The 23,301-nt window shown below is 63.5% G+C and carries 17 protein-coding genes; 11 read left to right on the top strand and 6 right to left on the bottom strand.

Going from position 1 to position 23,301, the window contains the following annotated elements:
• Positions 1-251 precede the first annotated feature (251 nt).
• The 6 genes from CQ020_RS01190 to CQ020_RS01165 all read left to right on the top strand — a co-directional run bounded on the left by CQ020_RS01190 (position 252) and on the right by CQ020_RS01165 (position 7,954).
• Positions 252-1,898 (top strand): CdaR family transcriptional regulator, encoded by a 1,647-nt coding sequence (locus CQ020_RS01190; RefSeq protein WP_105690181.1) that lies wholly within the window; start codon positions 252-254, stop codon positions 1,896-1,898.
• Positions 1,899-1,902: 4 nt separating this feature from the next.
• Positions 1,903-2,814, top strand: coding sequence for a glutaminase (locus tag CQ020_RS01185; protein WP_105690180.1), 912 nt, complete (start codon positions 1,903-1,905; stop codon positions 2,812-2,814).
• A gap of 15 nt (positions 2,815-2,829) precedes the next feature.
• Positions 2,830-3,621, top strand: a complete 792-nt coding sequence (locus CQ020_RS01180; protein ID WP_105690179.1) for a DNA alkylation repair protein — start codon at positions 2,830-2,832, stop codon at positions 3,619-3,621.
• A gap of 123 nt (positions 3,622-3,744) precedes the next feature.
• Positions 3,745-5,022 carry a uroporphyrinogen-III C-methyltransferase gene (gene cobA, locus CQ020_RS01175; RefSeq protein WP_105690178.1) on the top strand — a complete coding sequence of 426 codons (1,278 nt, stop codon included), beginning with the start codon at positions 3,745-3,747 and terminating at the stop codon, positions 5,020-5,022.
• Positions 5,023-5,042: 20 nt separating this feature from the next.
• Positions 5,043-6,509 (top strand): FAD-dependent oxidoreductase, encoded by a 1,467-nt coding sequence (locus CQ020_RS01170; RefSeq protein WP_024817713.1) that lies wholly within the window; start codon positions 5,043-5,045, stop codon positions 6,507-6,509.
• A gap of 80 nt (positions 6,510-6,589) precedes the next feature.
• Positions 6,590-7,954: an MBL fold metallo-hydrolase gene (locus CQ020_RS01165; protein ID WP_105690177.1), complete on the top strand. Its 1,365-nt coding sequence runs from the start codon at positions 6,590-6,592 to the stop codon at positions 7,952-7,954.
• Positions 7,955-8,025: 71 nt separating this feature from the next.
• On the opposite strand, the gene CQ020_RS01160 is transcribed toward CQ020_RS01165, so the two are convergent.
• The 3 genes from CQ020_RS01160 to CQ020_RS01150 all read right to left on the bottom strand — a co-directional run bounded on the left by CQ020_RS01160 (position 8,026) and on the right by CQ020_RS01150 (position 11,511).
• Positions 8,026-8,706 carry a FadR/GntR family transcriptional regulator gene (locus CQ020_RS01160; protein WP_105690176.1) on the bottom strand — a complete coding sequence of 227 codons (681 nt, stop codon included), beginning with the start codon at positions 8,704-8,706 and terminating at the stop codon, positions 8,026-8,028.
• The gene (locus CQ020_RS01155; protein ID WP_105690175.1) at positions 8,703-9,989 is read right to left on the bottom strand and encodes an MFS transporter; all 1,287 of its coding nucleotides are present in this window, start codon (positions 9,987-9,989) and stop codon (positions 8,703-8,705) included. The genes CQ020_RS01160 and CQ020_RS01155 overlap by 4 nt, the downstream gene beginning before the upstream one ends.
• 79 nt (positions 9,990-10,068) lie before the next feature.
• Positions 10,069-11,511: a PucR family transcriptional regulator gene (locus CQ020_RS01150; RefSeq protein ID WP_024817709.1), complete on the bottom strand. Its 1,443-nt coding sequence runs from the start codon at positions 11,509-11,511 to the stop codon at positions 10,069-10,071.
• Between the two features lie 144 nt (positions 11,512-11,655).
• Here CQ020_RS01150 and CQ020_RS01145 point away from each other — a divergent pair, with 144 nt between their 5' ends.
• Together CQ020_RS01145 and gabT are read left to right on the top strand one after the other, a co-directional pair.
• Positions 11,656-13,086 carry a gamma-aminobutyraldehyde dehydrogenase gene (locus CQ020_RS01145; RefSeq protein ID WP_105690398.1) on the top strand — a complete coding sequence of 477 codons (1,431 nt, stop codon included), beginning with the start codon at positions 11,656-11,658 and terminating at the stop codon, positions 13,084-13,086.
• 59 nt (positions 13,087-13,145) lie between these two features.
• Positions 13,146-14,501, top strand: coding sequence for a 4-aminobutyrate--2-oxoglutarate transaminase (gene gabT / locus CQ020_RS01140; protein WP_105690174.1), 1,356 nt, complete (start codon positions 13,146-13,148; stop codon positions 14,499-14,501).
• Positions 14,502-14,694: 193 nt separating this feature from the next.
• Here gabT and CQ020_RS01135 read toward each other — a convergent pair whose 3' ends face one another.
• The 3 genes from CQ020_RS01135 to CQ020_RS01125 form a co-directional block, all read right to left on the bottom strand.
• On the bottom strand, positions 14,695-17,115 hold the full coding sequence (locus CQ020_RS01135; RefSeq protein ID WP_258141642.1) for a polysaccharide lyase 8 family protein: 2,421 nt from the start codon (positions 17,113-17,115) through the stop codon (positions 14,695-14,697).
• 132 nt (positions 17,116-17,247) lie between these two features.
• A complete protein-coding gene (locus CQ020_RS01130) occupies positions 17,248-18,342 on the bottom strand; it encodes a LacI family DNA-binding transcriptional regulator (RefSeq protein WP_024817705.1) in 1,095 nt (364 codons plus the stop codon).
• Positions 18,342-19,367, bottom strand: coding sequence for a hydroxyacid dehydrogenase (locus CQ020_RS01125; protein WP_258141641.1), 1,026 nt, complete (start codon positions 19,365-19,367; stop codon positions 18,342-18,344). The genes CQ020_RS01130 and CQ020_RS01125 overlap by 1 nt, the downstream gene beginning before the upstream one ends.
• A gap of 254 nt (positions 19,368-19,621) precedes the next feature.
• Between CQ020_RS01125 and CQ020_RS01120 the strand changes: the two genes are divergently transcribed.
• Genes CQ020_RS01120 through CQ020_RS01110 form a run of 3 tightly spaced genes read left to right on the top strand, consistent with a single transcriptional unit; the run spans position 19,622 to position 23,292 of the window.
• Complete coding sequence (locus tag CQ020_RS01120) at positions 19,622-20,665, top strand: sugar ABC transporter permease (protein ID WP_105690173.1); 1,044 nt, start codon at positions 19,622-19,624, stop codon at positions 20,663-20,665.
• The gene (locus CQ020_RS01115; protein ID WP_258141639.1) at positions 20,649-21,611 is read left to right on the top strand and encodes a carbohydrate ABC transporter permease; all 963 of its coding nucleotides are present in this window, start codon (positions 20,649-20,651) and stop codon (positions 21,609-21,611) included. The genes CQ020_RS01120 and CQ020_RS01115 overlap by 17 nt, the downstream gene beginning before the upstream one ends.
• 31 nt (positions 21,612-21,642) lie before the next feature.
• Positions 21,643-23,292: an extracellular solute-binding protein gene (locus CQ020_RS01110; protein ID WP_105690172.1), complete on the top strand. Its 1,650-nt coding sequence runs from the start codon at positions 21,643-21,645 to the stop codon at positions 23,290-23,292.
• The last annotated feature ends 9 nt before the right edge of the window (positions 23,293-23,301 follow it).

Below are 23,301 nucleotides of genomic sequence, written 5' to 3'. Positions count from 1 at the left end.
TGGCCGCGCTGCAGGCAGTCTTTGTGGTGTTTGGGACAGTCACCAACTCTAGGTGCCCGCCGCTCCCAACAAATTGGCTGGCGAACCAAATTCAGGGCCCGGCTCTTGTGCCGAGGGGACAACACTGGTGTTCTGAAGGGCCGGTAATGTTTCTCGCTGTGCGTGCCTGCGCACAGGTACCGGCGGAGCCCCTCAATGGCGAGGGAGGCTCGGCCGCTGTGAACTGATGAGGAGAGGAAGCGATAGCTTCGTTGAAAGCTTTGGAAATTGACGACGACGGCGTCGTCACCTTATTGAGCGATGTCCTTGAAGACCTTGGCGTGGACAACGCGCGGTTGCTGCTGGCTCCGGCAGAGGACAACAGAAACGTTCGCGAAACCGTCATTGTTGACGCTGAAGACGACGATGCAGTCCGACCCGGGGCTTTGGTCATGCTGATCGGGGTCCGGGGACGCGCCTCGCTTCCGGCCCTGCGCCGGATCATTGCCCACCGCCCCGCGGCAGTAGCAGTGAAGGGCAACGAGCGGGAGTTGGAAGCCGCAGCAGAGTTGCTGCAACCCACGGGAATCGGGCTGGTGGCGGTGGCCCCTGGCCTGCGGTGGGACAAATTTGAAGGCATCGTTTTGGACCGTGTCCACGAAAACCGTTTCCGGGAAAACGATGGTCGTTTCAGCGATGTGCCCGGAAACGGTCCCACAGCAGTGCATCGGGACCTGTTCGCGATCGCCCAAACCACCGCAACCCTGACCAACGGCCATGTGGTCATTGAAGATCCGGGCAACAAGGTACTTGCCTATTCGCCGGCGTCCAATGACGTTGATGAGCTCAGACGACTGTCCATCCTCGCGCGGCGGGGACCTGAAAAATACCAAAAGCTCCTGAAAGAATCAGGGGTCTACAAGCACTTGCAGGCCACTGAAGCACCCGTCCACGTGGAAGCAAATCCGGATGCCGGACTCCGGGAACGCGTGGCAATCGGCATTCATGCCGGCAGCCGTGTAATGGGGTACATCTGGCTGCAGGAAGGCGCTGAACCCTTGGCCGCGAACACGGACCGCATCATGGTGGGAGCGGCCCGCCACGCAGCGATCGAGCTGGTCCGGCACCGCAACGAGCAGTCTCAGTCAATGCGCGAGGACCGGGTCTCCAGCCTGTTAAGCGGCACAGCCCAGGTACATTCCCAGGCTCAGTCCGCAGGAATTGATCCATCAAAACCGGCGGCCCTGATCCTGATCTCCGCCGGTGGACTGAGCCAGAGCGCCGCGGGTCTTCAATTGCGCCGGGGCGAGCTTTCCAAGGTGGCGTCGATCCATGCTGCCGCGTACCGGCCAGGCGCGGTGGTGGGCGCACTCGGGATGGAAACGGCCATCATCCTGCCCGACCTGGACCCGTTGAAGTCCCTGCCCGCCGTCAACCGGCTGGTCAACACCATAGTTCGTGACGCCACCACCCACCTTCACTTTCAAGTGCAGGCGGCCGTGGGACCCATCGTTCCGCGCCTGGATGCCCTGCATGCCACCCTTGATCACGTCCGCAGCGTCCTCAAAGTCATGGAGGCCACGCCAACAGTGCGCGTGGCCTCGTACAGCGACGTGGAAACAACAGTCTTGACCAAGGAACTGCTGGAGCTGCTGGAATCAAGGACCACCCTGCGGCATGAGGGAATCGCGCGGCTGTGCACCCGCTACCCGGAATTCGCACTGACGCTCCTGACCTATTTGGAGTTCTTTGGCGACGTGAACCGCTGCGCCGAAGAACTGGCCGTCCACCGCAACACCGTTCACTACAGGCTCCGACGCGCCTGCGAAGTGGCGGGCCTGAACCTCCACTCCGCCGACGAGCGGCTGCTTGCCCACCTGCAGATCAGGCTTTGGACCTACGCAGGGACCAAGGGCTAGGAGCATGGATATCCAGAATCTCCTCGACGACATCGTCGGGGCAGTGCAGCCGCATGTGGGCCAAGGCAGCGTGGCCGACTACATTCCTCAGCTCGGAGCCGTGGACCCCCAACAATTCGGCATCTCCGTAGCAACCCGGGAAGGCGAAGTCTTCTCAGCCGGGGACGCTCACGTGGAGTTCTCCATTCAAAGCATCTCCAAAGTCTTCGCCCTCGCCCTGGTGCTGGCTTCCGACGGCGACCGCATCTGGAAGCGTGTGTTCCGGGAACCGTCGGGAAACCCCTTCAACTCGCTGGTCCAGCTGGAGAGCGAGGACGGAATTCCCCGTAACCCGTTCATCAACGCTGGCGCAATAGTTGTGACAGACAGGCTCCTCAGCCTCACGGGCAACGCAGCCCACGCCGTCCGGGACCTGATGCGCCAAGAGACCGGCAACGCCGGCGTCGACACGGACCAACGCGTAGCGTCTTCCGAGTTGGGCGAAGGGCACCGCAACGCGTCCTTGGCCCACTTCCTGGCAAGCTGTGGCAACTTGGAGAACCCCGTGGACGCGGTCCTGGACTCCTATGCGAAGCAATGCGCCTTGGCCATGACCTGTGAAGACCTGGCGCTCGCAACCCGGTTCCTCGCGTCCAACGGGCTGGGAGCCGCAGGAAATCTGTTGCTGTCTCCAGCACAGACCAAGAGGATCAACGCCGTGATGCTCACTTGTGGAACCTATGACGCCGCGGGCGAATTTGCCTACAGGGTAGGACTTCCCGGCAAGAGCGGCGTGGGCGGCGGGATCGTGGCGGTGGTTCCCAACAAGTGCTCCATCAGCGTGTGGAGCCCTGGATTGGGAAGGTCCGGAAACTCGGTGGCCGGCGTGGCCGCGCTGGACGAATTCACCACGCGTACTGGTTGGTCGGTCTTTTAGGCGCATGATGGAGACATGACCCCCAAAGACGGGAAGGCCCCCAAGAACCGCAAGCCTGCGGCGCCGGCGCCGGGAACCCAACCCACCGCCGTCGCGTTTTTGGAGCGCCTGGAAATCCGGCAGTCCGAGGTGGAGCAGGCAAAGTACCAGCGGTATTTCAAGACCGGCAAGGGTGATTACGCCGAGGGGGACTTCTTCCTTGGCGTCCGGATGGGCGAGGTTTTCACGCTGTCCAAGGAATTCGCGGCCATGACTTTGGAAGATCTGGAGACGCTGCTGGAGAAGGACATCCACGAGGCCCGGGCGGGTGCCGTGAAGATCATGTCCTTGCAGGCTCAGAAGAAGAAGACCACCAACGAGAGGCGCCAAAGCCTCTACGAGCTGTATCTCCGCAGGCACGATCGCATCAACAACTGGGACCTGGTGGACCTTGGCGCGGGGAATGTGGTGGGCGGTTGGCTCATGGATAAACCACGGGAGCCGCTCTACCAGCTGGCTCACTCGGAGAACATGTGGGAACGCCGGACAGCCATAGTGGCGACGTCCGCGTTCATCCGCGAGGGCCAACTGGATGACACCTTTGCCATTGCGGAGATCCTGCTCCACGATGACGAGGACCTCATCCACAAGGCCGTGGGCGGCTGGGTCCGTGACGCCGGCCGCAGCAGCCGCGAACGGCTTCTGGCTTTCCTGGACGATCACGCCGCCACCATGCCGCGGACGGCGCTTCGTTACGCGATTGAGCACCTGGGCAAGGAACAGCGGGCCTATTACCTGACGCTTAAAGACAGGGTTTCGCCCAACTGATCCGCGCAAAATAAGGCCAAACCGCGGCAAGGGCAGCCAGCGTTTGTGACGTTGGATTACCCAGCGTTACCGGGTGTTTCCGTGCCTTTGATGCATGTTACGGGGCCGCCCTACAGTTTTTTCATGGCAATACAGGACATTTACCCCACCGCGCTGCGGCTGCTCGGCCGCCCGGTGCTGGTTGTGGGCGGCGGACCCGTCGCGCAACGCCGCGCCAAAGGGCTGCTCGACGCCGGTGCGAAAGTCACCGTGGTCGCTCCGCTTGCCACCGAATCACTTCGCGGCCAGGCCGCGTCCGGCCTCCTCATCTGGGAGCCGCGCGAGTACCGCACCTCGGACCTCGACGGCGTCTGGTTCGTTCAGACCGCCACCGGCACAGCCGCTGTGGATACCCAAGTGGCAGCCGACGCCGAAGCGCAGCGCATCTGGTGCGTCAACGCCTCGGACCACGAAGCATCAGCTGCCTGGACACCCGCAGTGGCCGTGGTGGACGACGTCAAAATTGCCATCAACGCCGGGGGAGACCCGCGCCGTGCCATGGCCCTTCGCAACGCTGTTGCCACCGCACTGGAAACAGGCGATCTTCCGCTCCGCAGGCACCGCAAGCCGGACGTGGACGGCAACACGCCGGCCGGTTCCGTGGCCCTGGTGGGCGGCGGTCCGGGGGACTCGGGACTCATCACTGTCCGCGGCCGACGCCTGCTGGGCCAGGCCGACGTCGTGGTTGCAGACCGTCTTGGCCCCCGTGAGCTGCTCAAGGAACTTGCCCCGGACGTCCGCGTGATCGAAGTTGGCAAGACGCCCGGCCACCACCCGGTGCCGCAGCTGGAGATCAACCGCATCCTGGTGGACGAAGCCCTGAAGGGCAACCGCGTGGTCCGGCTCAAAGGCGGCGACCCCTACGTCCTGGGTCGCGGAGGCGAGGAAGCAGAATTCTGCCGGCAGAACGGCGTCGAGGTTGAAGTGGTGTCCGGAGTGACGTCGGCAATCTCGGTTCCGGCCGCCGCCGGTATTCCCGTGACGCACCGCGGCCTGGCCAAGGGCTTCAGCGTGGTGACCGGACACGAAGAGCTGTCCGAGGTCCCCGCGCGCCCCGATCACACTGTGGTGTTGCTCATGGGAGTGGCGCAATTGCGCGATTCCGCGGCTGCGCTGGCAGGCTCGGGTCTGCCTTTGGACACGCCAGTAGGTATCGTAGAGAACGGGTATTTGCCGGATCAGCGCGTCACCATCGGCACTCTGGGTACCATCGCGGACCAGGCGGAAGCCGTCGGCGTGGCCAACCCGGCGGTCATCGTGATCGGGGATGTGGTCCGCGTCAGCCCCTTTGCACCGCAGCACTTCAAGACCGCTGATTACAGCACTATTACCCCAAATCGTCCCCGCGTCCGCAGTAACTGAGAAGAAGAAGGAACACAGCCGTGTCAATTAGCACCCCCGTAGGTTCTGCGGACCGTCCGCTTCGCGTCGCCGTCATCGGCTCCGGCCCGGCCGGCGTGTACGCAGCGGACATCCTGACCAAGAGCGAGGCCGTCAAGAGCGGCGAGCTCACCGTCAGCATCGACCTCTTTGACCGCTACCCGGCACCGTATGGCCTCATCCGCTACGGTGTGGCCCCGGACCACCCGCGCATCAAGGGCATCGTCAACGCCCTCCACAAGGTGCTGGACCGCGGCGATATCCGCTTCTTCGGCAACGTGGACTACGGCACGGACATCTCCATCGAGGACCTCCGCAAGCACTACGACGCCATCATCTTCGCCACCGGCGCCATCAAGGATGCGGACCTGAACATCCCGGGCATCGAGCTTGAGGGTTCCTTCGGCGGCGCCGACTTCGTTTCCTGGTTCGACGGCCACCCGGACGTTTCCCGTGAATGGCCGCTGGAAGCCACCGAGATCGCTGTCCTCGGCAACGGCAACGTGGCCCTGGACGTGGCCCGTGTCCTGTCCAAGCACGCCGATGACCTGCTGGTCACCGAGATCCCGGACAACGTGTACGCCGGCCTGAAGGCCTCACCCGTCACGGACGTGCACGTCTTTGGTCGCCGCGGCCCGGCACAGGTGAAGTTCACCCCGCTGGAACTCCGCGAACTCTCGCACTCCAAAGACGTGGACATCATCCTCTACGCCGAGGACTTCGAATTCGACGAAGAGTCCGACCGCCAGGTCCAGACGAACAACCAGATCAAGACCATGGTTGGCACCCTCACCAACTGGATCGCCGAGCAGCCCGAGGACCTTTCCGAGCTCAAGGCTTCACGCCGCCTGCACCTGCACTTCCTGCACAGCCCGGTGGAAATCGTTGACTCCGCGGAGACACCCGGCAAGGTTGCCGGCATCAAGTTCGAGCGCACCGAACTGGACGGCACGGGCAACGCCCGCGGCACCGGCGAGTTCATCGACTACCCGGTCCAGGCCGTGTACCGCGCCATCGGTTACTTCGGTTCGGCCCTGCCCGACGTTGAGTTCGACCACAAGAAGGGCGTCGTCACCAACGACGGCGGCCGCGTCCTGGACGCCGACGGCCAGCACGTTCCCGGACTCTACGCCACCGGCTGGATCAAGCGTGGGCCTGTTGGCCTCATCGGCCACACCAAGGGCGACGCTTTGGAAACCGTCACGTACCTCTTGGAGGACCGTGCGAACCTGCCGCTTGCCGAGGTTCCTGCGGCCGATGCCGTGGTGGATCTCCTGGATGCCCGTGGCGTGAAGTTCACCAGCTGGGAAGGCTGGCTGGCGCTGGACGCCCACGAGCTCGCACTCGGTGCAGCCGCAACCGAGGCCGGCACCTCCCACGGTGTTGAGGTCAAGCGTGAGCGCATCAAGGTTGTTCCCCGCGAGGACATGGTCAACATCTCCCGCGACGGTGTCACCGCACAGGTCTAACAACTACGCGGGGTTACTTAGGCACCTTTCCGGGCACCCGGAAGGTGCCTAAGTGACCCCGCGTTGCTTTAACCTGAGTCATGGACGTCGTGATCATCGAAACTCCGCAGCTGGGCGATCGTAGTTACCTGGTGCACGACCACTCCGTGGCCCTGGTGATCGACCCCCAGCGGGACATTGACCGGGTGGAAGCGGCGGCTCTGGAGGCTGGCGTCCGGATCACCCATGTGGCCGAAACGCATCTGCACAACGACTACGTCACGGGCGGCCTGGTGCTGGCTGAGAAGCAGGGCGCTGAGTATTGGGTGAACGCCTCCGATGAGGTCTCTTTCACCCGCATCCCCGTTTCCGATGGCCAGGTTCTTCGCGTCGGCCGCCTTGTGGTCACCGTGGTGGCCACGCCGGGCCACACGCACACGCACCTCTCGTATGTGGTGCGGGATGACACGCACGACGGCGGCCCTGAAGCAGTGTTTTCCGGCGGCAGCTTGCTCTACGGTTCGGTGGGCCGGACGGACCTGGTCTCTCCCCACGACACCGCTGCGTTGGCCCACGACCAGTACTCCTCGGTCCGGCGCCTGGTGGGCTCGGCGCCTCCGGAAGCTGCGCTCTACCCGACCCACGGCTTTGGATCCTTTTGTTCGATCGGCCCCGCCAGTCACCAGGAATCGTCCACCGTTGGTGAGCAATCCGAGTCCAACCATGCCCTGACGGATCCCGACGAGGACCACTTCGTTGCAGAGTTGTTGGCGAACATCACCGCTTATCCCGCGTACTACGCCCACATGAGTCCGCTCAATGCGGCCGGGGTGGGCCCTGCAGACCTGGCTGTCCCGGACTCGGTGGATGCTGAAGAGTTGACCCGGCGTCTGGAGTCAGGGGAGTGGGTGGTGGACCTCCGGCATCGGGTGGCTTTCGCGGACAGCCATCTCAAGGGCAGCGTGAGCTTCGAGTACGGGAAGGGCGAAAACTTCACCAGCTATCTGGGCTGGGTCATCCCCTGGAATCAACCACTCACGTTACTGGGGCCAATGGGCGAGGTGGAAAAGGCGATCCGCGACCTGGCGAGAATCGGCATCGAAAGTCCGGATGCCGCCGTCGGGCCTCAACCTGGTGAGTTGGCACCGGAGTCTCCGCAGGTTAGCTACCCGCACGGGGACTGGAGCTTCTTGCTCAGGGACAGGAAGCCGGAGGACGTGGTGTTGGATGTTCGCCGCCCGGAGGAGTTCGAGGCATCGCACATCAAGGGCGCCCTCAACATCCCCGTCTACGAGCTTCCCGGCAAGATCACGGACTTACCGGACGCGAGGATGTGGGTTCACTGCGCCACGGGATACCGGGCGAGTGTGGCGGCGAGCCTGCTGGACCGGGCAGGACGCAAAGTGGTGCTGATCAACGCCAGATTCAAGGACGCAACGGGAGCCGGGATCGAAATGGTGCCATAAGCCGTTGCGAACCCGCTTTCCCGTGGTTGGGCAACAACGGATATGCGGGCCCGCCACGGACAAGCGATGAGTTACCGCGGCGCCTGATCCGAGCAGTAGTCCAGGTTCCGGTAGACACTGCGGACGGCGGCATCGGGATCGTGGGCTTCCAAAGCATCAACCAGTTCATCGTGGCCTTCGCGGGGGATGCCGTTGAAACCGCCCTTGCGTTGCTGCCGGAGGAGGTCGTTATGGAACACTCCGCCGAACGAAACGTACAGCTGGTGCAGCAAGGGGTTACCTGACGCCAAGGCAACGCGCTCGTGGAATTCCCAGTCCGCGCTGGCCCACGTTGGGTAGTCCTCGGCCTGCCAGGCATCGTGGCGGAGCGTCAGCAGGCGGCGCATTTCGGCCAAATCCTCTGTGGTGGCGTGCTTGGTGGCCAGACGGGCAGCCTGGGTATCCAAGCCGAGGCGGACCTCCACAATGTGTTCCTGCGTGTGTTCCAGGTACATCCGCTGGGCCGCACCGGACATTTCACTGTTGGCCCGCACGTACGTGCCATCTCCCCGGCGGACCTCCAACATGCCCGAGTGTGCCAGCGCCTTGATGGCCTCGCGCAGGGTTCCCCGCGAAACACCAAGGGTGGACATGAGCTCCGGTTCGGCCGGAATCCGCTCTTGAAGCGGCCACTCGCCGGACTTGATCATGTCCCGCAGCTTGGCGGTGATCTCCTCGGCAAGGGCCGGGCGATGCGAAGGGGTCAGGGTCATGCTGTCCTCGGTCCGGTCTTGGTGGCAGTGCGCTTGCTCGTCAACAGGTGGCAGGTAACCATGAGAGCTACGGCCACGATGGACAGCAGGCTCAACGGCAGCACCCAGCCGCCGGTGGCGCTGTGGAGGAGTCCCATGCCAAAGGGGCCAATTGCCGCAATCAAGTATCCCAGCGATTGGGCGATGGTGGAGAGTGCGGTGGTTTCCGCCGTCGAGCGTCCGCTGCGGCTGATGATCACCAAAACCAGCGGGAAGATGCCCAAACCGAATCCGAAGAGCACAGCCGGTACAACCGCCAACGACGTCGGCAGCCAGACCATGGCGGCGATGGCCAGCAACGTGGAACTGCTGGCGAGATACAGGGCGGGACGCAGCATGCCGGGCCGGGAACCGAAGGCCAGCAGGATCATGCCGGCGGCGACGGAGACCAGCTGCATGACGCCGAACTGCAGGCCGCTTTCGGAGGCGCTGAGGCCCTGGGAGGTCAGGATGTAGGCGAACCAGCTCATGACTGCGTAGGCAAGGAAGGCCTGGAACGTAAAGATGGCTGTGATCAGAATGCCCAGCCGGGTGCGGAGGAGCGGCCACATGGAGACCCGCGGGCGATCCGTCTTGGTGGCGTTCCGGTGGGTGTGCAGAACTATCGGCAGGAAGCCGAGGAGGGCTGCGACACCCAGCAGGCCCCAGGCGGCCAGACCCATGGAGGGTGAGCCGAGTTCCTGCGCCAAGGGAACGCTGACGACTGCTGCGAAGGTGGCGCCGCCGGACATGGTGAACGTGTAAAGGCCGGTCATCATGGAGGTGCGCTCGGAGTAGTGCTCGCGGATGAAGGACGGCATGGCCACATTGCAGACTGCCAGGCCGGACATGGCCAGGACTGTGCCTCCAAGGAGGGCGCCCGTCACCGGCACGCCACGCACCAGCAAACCGCCGGCCAGCAGTGCCAAAGCGATGGCGATCGCCTTCTCCACCCCTACCCGGCGGGTCAGCCAGGACGTTCCCATGCCAGCAACCGCGAAGCACAGCAGCGGGATGGACGGCAGGATGGACGCTACCAAAGCGCCGTAACCAAGGACCTGCTGCAGCTCGTGGAACAGGGCGGCGGCGCTGGTGATGCCCGCGCGCAGATTCAGGCCGATGAGAACCACGGCAATAATGCCGACGACGGCGACGACGCGCGTCTTGGGGACCGCAGGGTTCGCCCGGACCGCGGGGGCAGTCTGGGCGTTGCTCACAGTAGGGATGTTTCCTGTGCTGGGGGTAAGAGGAGTCGTCGCGGCCATATCTAAAAGGTTAGACGTTTGACGTCTAATGTCTAGAGTTTTGTGGCGAACCTCTCCGCGCTGGTTCGCGAAAGGGAACTTACCGCGGGTTTCGGGAGCCCAGACGTTGCACGGCAAGGGCGAGCCAAAGCTGTACACGGTCCTGAGTCTGCGAGGGGTCATACCCTGTCAGCTCGGTGATCTGGGCCAGGCGGTACCTGACCGTATTGCGGTGCAACGTCAACGCTTCGGCCACGGCGGCCACTGAGCCGTTGTGGTTCAGGTAGCTCTCCAGTGTGGCCACCAGTTCGGCACCGTGGGCGGCATCAAACTTCCGCAGGGGCGTCAGAGATTCGCTGGCCATATCCGCCAACGGAACATCCTCGCTGGCGAGCAACAACGAGGTCAGGCTCAGCCGTTCGGGCTCGTTGACCGGCAAACCGTGTGCCACGGCGTCGCGCGCTTCAAAGTAGCTCCACCGCAGACCGTTCGGCTTCGTGTAGGCGCCCCCAATGCCGATCACGGCGTGGATGCCGGCTTCCTGCAAGTGATCGCTCAGGCTCTTGGCCAAAGCGGTTGCCGAGCTGCCGTCGTCACTGATGACCGTGACCAGGTCCTTCCCGACGACGGCGCTGACGCCGGCTTCCAGCGCCTGGGGCAGCGAAATGCTGATCAGTTGTTTGTGGTGGGCCGTGGATTCCGCAACAAGCACCACGTTTTTACGGGTGCTGTTGATGCCAACGCCGGCCAGGCGGCGGGCTGCCTCAATGGTATCCAGGGTGCCGTGAATGACATCGTCAAGTACCTGCCCTGCCATGGCCCGCTGGGACTGCCGCTGCTTGACCATGTTGTTGAGCTCCACGCTGATGAGGTTCTGCGCGTAACTGACAATTCCGGAGTCCACAAAAGGCTGCCGCAACCACAGCGTGCAGGCGTCCCTGCGGCCGGTGGGAATCGGGTACGAAGCCCAGCCATCCGCCGTCGGGGCCGGTTTCCCAGCCACGCTGTTGTAGAGCTGGGCGCTGAACTGGGTGAGCACCACGTCGGTCCGGAGCATGCTGCCCAGTTGCTTGAGGAGCTCGTTCAAGCCGCCGCCGGTGAGGAGTGAGCGGGCCAGGATCTGGTGTCCGGCGAGGAGGCGCTCCAAATTGGAGTAGTGGTCCGCGGAGTGGGACTCGGCCACGAGTTTGCCGATCGCGATGAAGGGGATCGCATAAGGCACTTCCACCAGCGGCAAGCCCCAGCGGTTGGCTTCGGCGATGAGCGCTTCAGGAACGGACTCGTGGGTGAGGCCGATGCCGAAGCCGATCCCCACTGCGCCGGCGCGCTGGGCCTGGCGGACGAAACGCCGCTGGTCCGCAGCGCTCTTGAGGCGGAGCCCGGTGGTCAGGACCAATTCTCCGCCGCTGAGGAAGCGTTGCGGATCTTCCAGTTCCGTCACGGCAACCCAGCTGATGTCCTGGTTCCACGTTGTTTCGGCAAGGCCGGCTTGGCGGAGTTTCAGGGAGGGGACAGCGACGAGCGAAGCGAGGGACATGGCCATGCTTTTAAGCGTAACCCGGTACTGGTCAAGCGCACTAAGCGGATAGTACTTGTGTGTGCAGCTGGCTATTCCTTGGACCCCCTCCCTGGCATAGGCTCTGATCAGCTAAACCCATGCCCAGACTCCGAAAGAGGGTTGCACACCGTGGTTCAAACCTTGCAGAACTTCATCAACGGCGAATTCGTTACGCCGGCAGGTACGGGTCTTTTGGACATCGTGAACCCCGCCACCGGGGAAATCGTTGCCAAGTCGCCCATTTCGGTGCAGGCCGACGTGGACGCCGCCATGACCGCGGCCAACCAGGCCTTCAAGTCCTGGAAGAAAGCCACCCCGGGCCAGCGCCAGCTCATGCTCCTCAAGCTCGCCGACGCCGTAGAGGCCAATAGCGACGAACTCGTCGAAGCCCAGCACCGCAACACCGGACAGGTCCGTTCCTTGATTGCTTCCGAGGAAGTTGCAGCAGGCGCCGACCAGCTCCGCTTCTTCGCCGGTGCAGCACGCATCATGGAAGGCAAGTCCGCGGGCGAGTACTTCGAAGGCCACACTTCTTACGTGCGCCGCGAACCGATCGGCGTCGTAGCCCAGGTTGCTCCGTGGAACTACCCGTTCCTCATGGCCATCTGGAAGATCGGCCCGGCCCTGGCCGCAGGCAACACGATTGTCCTGAAGCCCTCGGACACCACCCCCGAGTCCACCCTGGTCCTGGCACGCCTCGCCGGCGAGATCTTCCCGGCCGGTGTCCTCAACGTTGTTCTCGGCACCGGTGAGACCGGCGCCATGATGGTTGACCACAAGGTTCCCGGCCTGGTGTCCATCACCGGTTCCGTGCGCGCCGGCATCGCCGTCGCCAGCGGTGCAGCCAAGGGACTCAAGCGTGCCCACCTTGAACTTGGCGGCAAGGCTCCGGCCATCGTCTTCAAGGATGCCGACGTCAAGAAGAGCGCAGCGGCCATCGCCGAGTTCGCCTTCTTCAACGCAGGCCAGGACTGCACGGCCATCACGCGCGTGTTGGTGGAAGACTCAGTCCACGACGACGTTGTGGCAGCAATGGTGGAGCACACCAAGACCCTCCACACCGGTTCGCAGAACGACGAAGACAACTACTTCGGCCCGCTCAACAACGTGAACCACTTCAACGCCGTGACCTCCGTAGTGGAAAACCTGCCGGAGAACTGCAAGATCGAAACCGGTGGCCACCGCGCAGGCGAGAAGGGCTTCTTCTTCGAGCCCACCATCATCTCCGGCGCCAAGCAGACTGATGACATCGTGCAGAAGGAAACCTTCGGGCCGGTTATCACGGTGCAGAAGTTCAGCACCGAAGAAGAAGCGCTCGAACTCGCCAACGACGTCGAATACGCCCTGGCTTCCAGCGTCTGGACCACCGACCACGGCACGGCCATGCGCATGAGCCGCGACCTTGACTTCGGTGCGGTCTGGATCAACACCCACATCCTCCTGACGGCAGAGATGCCCCACGGCGGCTTCAAGCAGTCCGGCTACGGCAAGGACCTCTCCATGTACGGCGTCGAGGACTACACGCGCATCAAGCACGTCATGAGTGCACTCGATGCATAACTCAGACGCATAGCGCCGTCGAGTAACCCGTACGAATTTCCCAGAAAGGCAACCACCTCATGACCACCACCGCGAACGAACTCTCGTACCGCATCGAGCAGAAGCGCAACATCAACGGCGCCTTCCCCGGCCCCAAGTCGCAGGCACTGGCTGAGCGCCGCGCCGCCGTCGTTGCTGCCGGCGTCGCCTCAGGCGTCCCCGTCTACGTTGAAGACGCCGACGGCGGCATCGTCCGCGACGTTGACGGCAACTCCTTCATCGACCTCGGTTCCGGCATCGCCGTGACCAGCGTCGGCGCGTCCGACCCCGCCGTCGTCGCTGCCGTCCAGGAAGCTGCTGCACACTTCACGCACACCTGCTTCATGGTGACCCCGTACGAGGGCTACGTTGCAGTTGCCGAGCAGCTCAACCGCCTCACCCCGGGCGACCACGCCAAGCGCACCGTGCTGTTCAACTCCGGCGCTGAAGCCGTGGAGAACGCCGTCAAGGTTGCACGCCTGGCCACCGGCCGCGATGCGGTCGTAGCTTTCGACCACGCTTACCACGGCCGCACCAACCTGACCATGGCACTGACCGCCAAGGCCATGCCGTACAAGACCAACTTCGGCCCGTTCGCGCCCGAGGTCTACCGCATGCCCATGAGCTACCCGTTCCGTGAAGAGAACCCGGAGATCACGGGCGCCGAGGCTGCCAAGCGCGCCATCACCATGATCGAGAAGCAGATCGGCGGCGACCAGGTTGCCGCGATCATCATTGAACCCATCCAGGGCGAGGGCGGCTTCATCGTTCCGGCCGAAGGCTTCCTTCCGGCACTGTCTGCTTGGGCCAAGGAAAAGGGCATCGTCTTCATCGCTGACGAGGTCCAGTCCGGCTTCTGCCGCACGGGCGAATGGTTCGCCGTCGACCACGAGGGTGTTGTCCCGGACATCATCACCATGGCCAAGGGCATCGCCGGCGGTCTGCCGCTGTCCGCGATCACCGGCCGCGCCGACCTCCTCGACGCTGTTCACCCGGGTGGCCTGGGCGGCACCTACGGTGGCAACCCGGTTGCCTGCGCAGCAGCACTGGCAGCCATCGACACCATGGAACAGCACGACCTCAACGGCCGCGCACGCCACATCGAAGAGCTCGCCTTGGGCAAGCTCCGCGAACTGGCTGAAGAAGTTTCCGTTGTTGGCGACATCCGTGGCCGCGGCGCCATGCTGGCCATCGAGTTGGTCCAGTCCGGCTCCAAGGAACCGAACGCCGAGCTCACCAAGGCCGTTGCTGCCGCTTGCCTCAAGGAAGGCGTCATCATCCTGACCTGTGGCACCTACGGCAACGTCATCCGCTTGCTCCCGCCGCTGGTCATCAGCGACGAACTGCTGATCGACGGCCTCGAGGTCCTCACTGCGGCCATCAAGGCTCACGCGTAAGCTTCATCGCTACAAACAAGGAGGGCCGGGTTCATTCGTGAATCCGGCCCTCCTTGTTTTAGGTGCACTGAGCTCGCGGGGGAGCGTCGAGTTCGCCGGAATGCGTCGAGTTCGCCGTTCCTACCCGGCGTTCTCGCACCGCTCCCGCGTTCCCGGCGCAAGAGGTCGCGGAACGCTCGACGCCGGGACCCGCCTAGGTGCCCAGCGTCAGGTTCTTCTGGTGGCCATGTCCGTCGAGCTGGACCTCGATCACCAAGGGATCGGAACTGACCAGGACTGCGCCGGGATCGGCCTGAACCACGGTGCGCCACGTTGAGCCGGGAAGCGTGACCTTTACCGAAGGCTGGGTCCGTGACGGGTCCGCCACGGAAACGGCCAGCGTGTCCCCGTCCTGGTGCACGGCCAGGGTGCACGGCCCGGACGCTGAGTAGCCGCCGGAAGATGCTGCGGCAAAGAAGTTGGCCAAGACCAGCTTGTCCTTGCCCACCTCCACCATCTGCACATCTGCTGAATTGGCGAGTACCTTCACCTCCGGGTTGGCCGACTGGGAGAACGTATCTGAAGCAGCTGCGGCAGGCAGCATCATGTACGCATAGCCCGAAGCCACGGGATCCACTCCGTGGCGGTGCGTAATAGTCACATAGTCCCGCGTAACAGGATCCGTGGTGCCGCCGGTGTCCGCCCCCGAGTTCACGTCGAACCAACTCCCTGTGCGGCGGACAAGAGCGACTTCGGGAGTTCCGGAAACGCCGGGCGAGTCGAGGAATACGTAGCCCCCGTGCCCTTCAAGGTGCACGGACCGCTTCACGACGACCGGTGCATCACCGGGCTCAAATCGGCGATTCCGGGAATCGGTGCGAACAGCGGGCACCGAACCCACAGCGAAGGATCTGTTCTCCACCGTCGTTTGCACTGCAGCGCCGCCCGTCCCGGTAATTCCCGCGCCGAGGGAGACCACAGCATCGTCCAGGAAGAACCATGACTTCCGGCCGGACAGTGTCTTGTTGTGGTTGAGGTGGTCCATGCCGATCACGCCCCAGCGGCCGTCCACGGTGAGTCCGCCGGCGAACGCCTGGAAAGCGCGGGGGATGCCGGTCCCTGCCCCGCCAGCGCCGCTAGCCCGTGCTTGATCGTTGACCGTGGTCCCGGGAAGGGCATGGGGGTCAACGGTCGGCCAGAAGTCGGCGCTGAACTGGGACGGATCCTGACGGGTGTAAAGGAACGTCATGCCATCGCCCTGGTACCAGCCGAGGTTGTTCTCGCTGTTGCCCCACTCATAGCGGCCGATCCTCTTGGAGGACAGGTTGACCGTGCACCCCCACTGGGGGCGGTGGTGGACCAGCCGGTCCTGGTCGGAGAACATACGGCTGTAGACCGGTGCCGGGACAGCAACGACCGTGGAATCGGAAAGGACGCCCAAGGAGAGCAAGGATTTGGCCAGGCTCTGCGTTGGATGGCCCACCAATTTCTGATCGGCGCAGCGTTCCAGCCAGCCCTTGGCCAACGCCAGGAAACGGGAACGGTACGGCTCCTCGCAGCCCGGCGCCAGCAGCAGGACAGCGGAAATCAGTCCGAAGCCGCTGACATAGTCGGGTTCCCGCTGGCGGGAGACAGCCCGTCCCCGGATAGTGTCCATGATCCGGCCGTCCCAGACGAACGGCGCATAGGTTTCCTCCACGGCGTCGAGGAGAACAGAACGCTTGGGGTCGTTCACTGCCCAGGTGCTTCCACCCAGCATCGCGATGATCTCGGCGATGCCAGCCAGGGCCACCACGCCGTAGGTTCCTGCGTAGGGGAGGTAGGAGTGCTGCACATAGGACCCGTCTGCGTAGAAGCCATCGCCGCTGGTGACGTAGGTGAAGACACTGTTGGTGCCACCGCGGACTGTATCGCTCAGGGCATCGCGGCCCAGTGCGATCTCGCTGGGATTGTTATCCAGGATGCCCCGCATGCAGCAGGCCAGTGACTTGTCCACGCGGTTGGCGCCGGTCTCTGCCAGGGATGTGGCACGCCCGCGCCAATTCGGATTCGGGGCGAACCAGCGGACGGCCGCCAACAGGGATGTCCGCAGGGCCTGGGGAACTTCAGCATGCAGGAGGGTGAGGATGTCCACGGTCTTCCGGGGGACACCGATCTCCCAGAACCACCAGTTGCCCGCTGCCTTGTTGGACGGTTTGTATGCCGTGTCATTGAGGAGCTGAAGGCCCGCAACAATGTCGGCGGCCAGGTCCGGATTTCCAGCGTACGGATTGCCGGGGACTGCGTACCCGAGTGCCATGTCGTACAGACGGTTGAAGTGCAGCCCCATGTTGCCCGTAGCAGCAGCGGACTGTCCGATGCCCGTCAACGGGATATCGCTCCACAGCGAAGTCCGCGCCGGGGCTTTGTCCAAGGATGTCCACCATTTCCCGGTGGTCTCGCCCATGCCTTCAAGCTGCGAGGCGAGCTCGGGGATGTCTGCGGCGCTACGGCTTCCGGTGAGGACCAACCGGCGTCGATCAATGAGCTCCTGCAGTCCGGCATCGGAAGCGGCGAAGGCGGTGCCCGTCTGGGAGAGCAGTGCGCCGGCGAGGGCTGCCGCACCTCCTGCTTGGAAAAGGGTCCTGCGGCTCATTGTGGGTCCATTGAAGTTCAAAACTGCTCCGTTCAAAACTGTTCCAGGCGTGATGGGGTGGACATTGCGGTGAAAGTTTCCGCAACTTTATGTCCGGTTCCCGGGCACCTCAACAGAAATGAACAAAACTGCTCAGGGCTTGCTGGGTGGTGAAACCGAGTCCCGGATGACGATGTGCGTACCAACGGTGAGGGTGTTGTCAGAGGAGGCGCCGGCGTCGTGCGGTGACTGGGACAGTGCCAGACGCACGGCCTCGCGCCCCAGTTCTTCCAGCGGAACCCGGACCGTGGTGAGGCGGGGGCGTAGTTCGCTGGCCACCGGAACGTCGTCGTAACCAACCACCGAAACGTCCTGTGGAACGCGGATGCCGCGCTCCTCGAGCGCTTCCAGGATGCCCGCCGCCACGAGGTCGTTGGCGCCGAAGACAGCGGTGAAGTCCACGTCCTGGTCCAACAGTTCCCGCATGCGGCTGTACCCAAAACCGCGGCCAAAGGCACCCTCATGGACCAGTGCCGGATCCCGCTCAATTCCGCGCGCATCCAAGGCGCGGTAGAAACCGGCCAGCCGCGACGCCGTCGTCGAGAAATCGCGCGGCCCCCCGACATAAAGGATCCTTCGGTGCCCCTGTGAGATGAGGTAGTCCGTGATCGCGAACGCGCCTCCTTCATTGTCGTACGTGACCATCTTGGTGGGCACTCCCGGCCCCAGGGACGGCCTGCCACACAGGACCAGTGAGGAGCCGGCAGCATCGAGCGCACGTGCGCGGTCGGCCATTTGCTTCCTGTACCGGGGGTCATCCGAGGCGCCGCCCACCAGGATCACGGCATCGGTGCGTTGCTCGCGCATGAGGTCCACCAGCGCAAGCTCCCGTTCCTTGTCCCCGTGCGTGGCGGTGATGAGGCACATTCGTCCTTCTGCGCTCGCCTGCCGTTCAACCCCGCGGGCGATGTAGGCGAAAAACGGATCGGCCACATCGTTGATGATGATGCCCACGGTCCGCGTTGTTGCCCCGGCAAGGGCACGGGCATGCGCGTTGGCCACATAGCCGAGGTCGGTCACGGACCGGAAGATGCGTTCCCGGGTGGCTTTTGCCACCGGGTAGTTGCCGCTCAGGGCCCTGGAGACGGTGGCCACTGACACGCCTGCCGCCTGCGCAACGTCGGCAATGGTGGCGCCACTGCCGCCGCGGGCATGGATCGGTTCTGTAGGGGAGCTTTTCTCAGTCACTAAGCGATTCTCGCAAGATCCGCGGCCAATACCGGATAAGCCAAGGGCAAGCCCTCACTCAATCGGCGGACTTCCATCACGGCGTGGCTGCCCAGACGGTGGATTTCGTTGCCCATCGCCCCCGCAATGTGGGGCGTCAGCACAACATTGGGGAGCGTGTGCAGTACCGAACCGGAGGGGAGGGGCTCGGGGTCTGTGACGTCAAGATACGCGTCAAGCCGCCCGGAGACGAGTTCGGCCGTCAGCGCCGCGGCATCGATGAGGGCGCCGCGGGCGGTATTGATGACCAGGGTTCCGTCCCTCATGAGGGCAAGTTGCTGCGCGCCGATGATGCCCCTTGTCTCCGCGATGTCCGGAGCGTGGACGCTGACGACGTCGGACAACGCACACAGCTGGTTCAGCCCCACGGTTTCCACGCCCAGCGCTGAAGCCTCGACGGCGGTGAGGTAGGGATCGTAGACCAGCACCCTGGCATCGAGGTTCTTGAGCAGCCCAATAACCAAGCGGCCCACACGTGAGGCGCCCACTAGGCCGATTGTTACTCCGTTGGTTCCAATACTGGGGAAGCCGGAGGCGTTGCGGGATGCCCCTGTGGTGCGCAATTGTTCGCTGAACCGCCGAGCCCGTTTAAGGCCCATGACGATTGCGGCGAAAGTGAATTCGGCTACCGGCACGGCGTTGGCTGCGGCCGAGGAGGAAACTTCGATCCCGCGGGCGTAGACCTCGGGGGACAGGAAGGTCTTGACGGTACCTGCGGCATGGACGATGCAGCGCAGCTCCGGCAGGCGGTCCAACACGAAAGCATCGATGGTCGGAGCGCCCCACCCCGTGATGAGCAGCTGCGCCCCGGCGAGCTTCTCCAAGGAACCAGGGACTGAGAAGTCAGCAACTGGCTCTGCGTCCAGGAGGGTAACCATTCCGCGGAGACGCGCGAGGTCCTCGGCGCTGAACAGGGTGCGCAGGTTGTTGCGGCCCATCACGAACGCAGCCTTGATGGTGCCGGCTTGCTGGAGGTTGGTGGTCACTGCGGTTCCGTCCGGTTCGTTACGAGAAATCTATAGAAAGCGCTTGCTATTTCCAGTCACCCTAGGCGGCCATGAGAAATCCTGTCAATCTCAAGGAATCAGCAATTGTATGGTTTTGAGCATGTTATTGACATCACACCTTGCGACTGGGTAGCTTCTTCTCCATAGTAAACGCTTACTATTTCTAGCCATTGAGCGCTCCCAGGCGCCGGGCCACTCCACATCCGCCCCCGCGGCGCAGACAGAGGAAATACATGAGCAGCAACAGCCAGACACTCACGCCGCAGGCGACGCCCGACGTCGGCGGGCCGGCAACGGTGGCGGAAGGTCGCTGTCGGGGTCGCCCACCGGCGGCCCCCGCAGCAGGGCAATCCCGCAAGAAGAGCCTCATGGCACGAATCCGACGCGACAAAGTGATGTTGCTGCTGATCGCCCCCGGCTTCTTGTACTTCGTGGTGTTCCACTACGTACCGCTCGCCGGCAACATCATCGCGTTCCTCGACTACAAGCCGTACTTGGGCTTCATGGACAGCGTCTGGGTGGGCTTGGATAATTTCGCTGCCATGTTCCAGGACGGCGCTTTCTGGGAAGCACTCCGCAACACCCTGGTGATCACGGGCCTTCAACTGGCCCTCTTCTTCCCGGTCCCCATCTGCCTGGCCCTGCTACTCAACAGCATCGTGTCCAACAAGATCCGGAAGTTCGTGCAGAGCGTTGTCTACCTGCCGCACTTCATCGGGTGGGTCATCATTGTGGCGGTCTTCTCCGAGGTCCTCGGTGCCACAGGAGCGGTTCCGCACCTGCTGGAAAACCTGGGCCTGCCGCGCTTCGATGCCATGACAACTCCGGAATTCTTCCCGTTCCTGGTCACCATCCAGTCCATCTGGAAGGACGCCGGCTGGGGAACCATCATCTTCCTGGCGGCCCTCATGAACGTGGACCAGGAACTCTACGAGGCTGCAGCAGTGGATGGCGCAAATGCCCGGCATCGGCTTTGGCACATCACGCTCCCCGGGATCATGCCGGTGATCGTCCTGCTCCTCATCCTCAACCTGGGCAGCATCCTGTCCGTCGGATTCGAGCAGATCGTCCTGCAACGCGACAACGTGGGACCCGGTGCAGGCGAAGTGCTGGACACCTACGTCTACTTCCACGGCATCCAAGACGGCCAATGGGGCCCCGCAGCCGCCGTCGGGCTCGTCAAGGGAATCGTTGGACTGTTCCTGGTACTGGGCGCCAACAAGCTCGCGCATTTCTTTGGACAGGAAGGTGTCTATTCCAATGGCAAATCCAAGTAGCACGCTGGTGGCCGCGGGCCACCCAAAAAGCAGCCCAAAGAGTCGCCCAAAGAACGGCCCGAAGCCCAAGGACACCCGGCCCGTCTGGATGGAAAAACCCAAGCCGGCCGTGCAGGTTTCCAAAGCCATTGCGTTGGTGGTCATCTGCTTCCTGGCGCTCTACCCCTTGCTGGCGGTCCTGGCCACGAGCCTCTCCAGCCAGAGCGAGATCGCCAACAACAACGGCCTGGTGCTGTTCCCCAAGGAACCAACGTTCGCCGCGTACCAAACCATCTTTGCCGGCGGCGTGGTCACTGATGCGCTGATCCGGTCCCTGGTCATCACCACCGTGGGCACGGCCCTGTCCCTGGTGGTCACCGTAGCCATGGCGTACGGCCTCACCCGCAGGGACCTGGTGGGCGGGCGCTTCTTCCTGATGACCGCGCTGTTCACCATGCTTTTCAGCCCGGGCATCATCCCCAGTTTCCTCATGGTCAAGGAGCTCGGACTGCTGGACAGCTACGCGGCGTTGGTCCTGCCCACCTTGATGAGCGCGTTCAACCTGGTGGTGGTCCGGTCCTTCTTCATGAACCTGCCGCAGGAACTGTTCGAGGCCGCGAAGATCGACGGCGCAGGCGACTTCCGGATCCTGGTCCAGATGGTGCTGCCACTCTCACGCGGTGTGCTGGCCGTCGTCGGACTCTTCTACGCGGTGGGTTACTGGAACGCGTTCTTCAACGCCATGCTCTACCTGAACGACGACAAATGGCCACTGTCCATGATCCTGCGCCAGTACGTCCTCCTCGGCCAGCCCATGGGCGATTCCGCAGTAGCCGAGATCGCGGTGCCGTCGCAAGCGATCCAGATGGCCGTCGTCGTAATTTCGCTCATCCCCATTGTGATCGTGTTCCCGTTCCTCCAGCGGTACTTCACCAAGGGCGTCCTCACCGGCGCCATCAAAGGCTAATCAAAATCTCCACTCTTGAAAGGGAAGCCCCATGAACGCAGTACCCTCTGCCGGCCCCAGCCGCCGGAACTTCCTCTCAGTTGCAGGCATCGGCGCGCTCGCGCTCTTCAGCGGCGGAGCCATGGCCGGTTGCGGGCAGCGCACCACCAGTGTTGCCTCGAACGCCAGCGAAGCATTGCTGCCAACCCACATGCCCCTGAAGGCCGCCGCGGCGGACATCCCCGGCACGGCCGAGGGCGTACCGTCCGCTTTCTACAAGTACCCCGCGCCGTTCCGAAGTGTGGAGAGCGCACCGCTCAAGGGCGGCAAGGTCACGGCCATCACCAACCTGTTCGGCACCGCTCCCAACGCCCGGGCGGACAACCCCGCGTGGCAGGCCATCGAGGCACGACTGGGCGGTCAGGTGGAAATCACCTCGGTCTCTTCGGATGACTACGCCACCAAGTTCAACACGATCATTGCCGGTGGCGAGCTGCCGGACCTCATGCTCAACGACGGCGCCGCGGTGCCCAACATCGTGGAGTTCCTCCAAGCCAAGTGTGCCGACCTCACGCCGTTGCTGGGCGGGGACAAGATCAAGGACTACCCCAACCTGGCAGCCATCCCGGAGGTGTTCTGGAAGCAGACCGTCCAGGCCGGCAAGCTCTACTCGTTGCCCATCCCGCGGAACCTCACCGGCGGCTCAGGCTTTGTGAACCAGACCCTGTTGGAAAACGTGGGCATCAAGTCCACGGAGGACATCAAGGACAAGGACGATTTCTACCGGGTGGCCAAGGAGCTCACCAACCCGTCGAAGAACCAGTGGGCGTTGGGCAGCACCAAATTTGGGCTCACCATGCTGCACCACATGTTCCGGACGCCGAACGTCTGGAAGAACGACGGCGGCATACTCACCAGGGCCTTCGAGACGGACGAATACATGGCCGCGATCGAATTTGCCGCCAAGCTCTACAAGGACGGCCTGTACGTGCCGGGTTCCGAGGGCTGGACCAAGTCGCAGATGGTGAACTCCTTCATCTCCGGCAAAGTAGCCATGATCTACGACGGACTTCCGGCGTACATCGGACCCACAGGCTACGGCCGCAGCATCCCCGCCGCCAACAAGGCCAACAAAGCCGTGCCGTTCATCCCCGTGGGCCACGACGGCGGGAAGGCCCAGACGTGGCTGGACAACATCACCTTCGCCACCGTGATGCTGAAGAAAGCGGACGAAACCAAGCTCAAGGAAGTCCTGGCGGTTGCCAACTTCCTGGCGGCACCGTTCGGCAGCGAAGAGTACTTGCTGCTCAACTACGGAGCCGAGGGAGCGGATTACACCCTGGATTCCAACGGCAATCCGGTGGTTACCGAGCGGGCCCTGCTGGATAACGCCGTGCCGTGGAAGTACCTCGCCGCACCGCAGCAAGTGGTGTACGACCCCAGCAACAAGGACATAGTGGACGTCATGCACAACGCGTACTCCAAGCTCATTCCTTTGGGCGTCGAGGATCCGTGCGGCACGCTCTTCAGCCCCACCAACGCCAGCAAGGGCGCCAAACTGGGTCAGCCAGTCTCCGATGCTGCTACGGCAGTCATCGCCGGCCGTGGAACCATGGACGCACTCAAGAGCGCCGTGGCGGACTGGAAGAAGAACGGCGGCGACACCATCCGCGGCGAATACGAATCGGCACTGGCCAAATAGTTCACCCCC

Origin of the sequence: Arthrobacter sp. MYb23, from assembly GCF_002979775.1 — a bacterium.
In the GTDB taxonomy this organism is placed as follows: Bacteria; Actinomycetota; Actinomycetes; order Actinomycetales; family Micrococcaceae; genus Arthrobacter.
This window is presented reverse-complemented; position numbering and strand designations above follow the sequence as displayed.

What these genes read in the sequence shown, in the direction of transcription:
- gabT (WP_105690174.1), top strand. Translation starts at nt 13,146, where the DNA reads ATGACCACCACCGCGAACGAACTCTCGTACCGCATCGAGCAGAAGCGC.
- CQ020_RS01120 (WP_105690173.1), top strand. Translation starts at nt 19,622, where the DNA reads ATGAGCAGCAACAGCCAGACACTCACGCCGCAGGCGACGCCCGACGTC.
- cobA (WP_105690178.1), top strand. Translation starts at nt 3,745, where the DNA reads ATGGCAATACAGGACATTTACCCCACCGCGCTGCGGCTGCTCGGCCGC.
- CQ020_RS01110 (WP_105690172.1), top strand. Translation starts at nt 21,643, where the DNA reads ATGAACGCAGTACCCTCTGCCGGCCCCAGCCGCCGGAACTTCCTCTCA.
- CQ020_RS01185 (WP_105690180.1), top strand. Translation starts at nt 1,903, where the DNA reads ATGGATATCCAGAATCTCCTCGACGACATCGTCGGGGCAGTGCAGCCG.
- CQ020_RS01135 (WP_258141642.1), bottom strand. Translation starts at nt 17,115, where the DNA reads ATGAGCCGCAGGACCCTTTTCCAAGCAGGAGGTGCGGCAGCCCTCGCC.
- CQ020_RS01165 (WP_105690177.1), top strand. Translation starts at nt 6,590, where the DNA reads ATGGACGTCGTGATCATCGAAACTCCGCAGCTGGGCGATCGTAGTTAC.
- CQ020_RS01155 (WP_105690175.1), bottom strand. Translation starts at nt 9,989, where the DNA reads ATGGCCGCGACGACTCCTCTTACCCCCAGCACAGGAAACATCCCTACT.
- CQ020_RS01180 (WP_105690179.1), top strand. Translation starts at nt 2,830, where the DNA reads ATGACCCCCAAAGACGGGAAGGCCCCCAAGAACCGCAAGCCTGCGGCG.
- CQ020_RS01115 (WP_258141639.1), top strand. Translation starts at nt 20,649, where the DNA reads ATGGCAAATCCAAGTAGCACGCTGGTGGCCGCGGGCCACCCAAAAAGC.
- CQ020_RS01160 (WP_105690176.1), bottom strand. Translation starts at nt 8,706, where the DNA reads ATGACCCTGACCCCTTCGCATCGCCCGGCCCTTGCCGAGGAGATCACC.
- CQ020_RS01150 (WP_024817709.1), bottom strand. Translation starts at nt 11,511, where the DNA reads ATGGCCATGTCCCTCGCTTCGCTCGTCGCTGTCCCCTCCCTGAAACTC.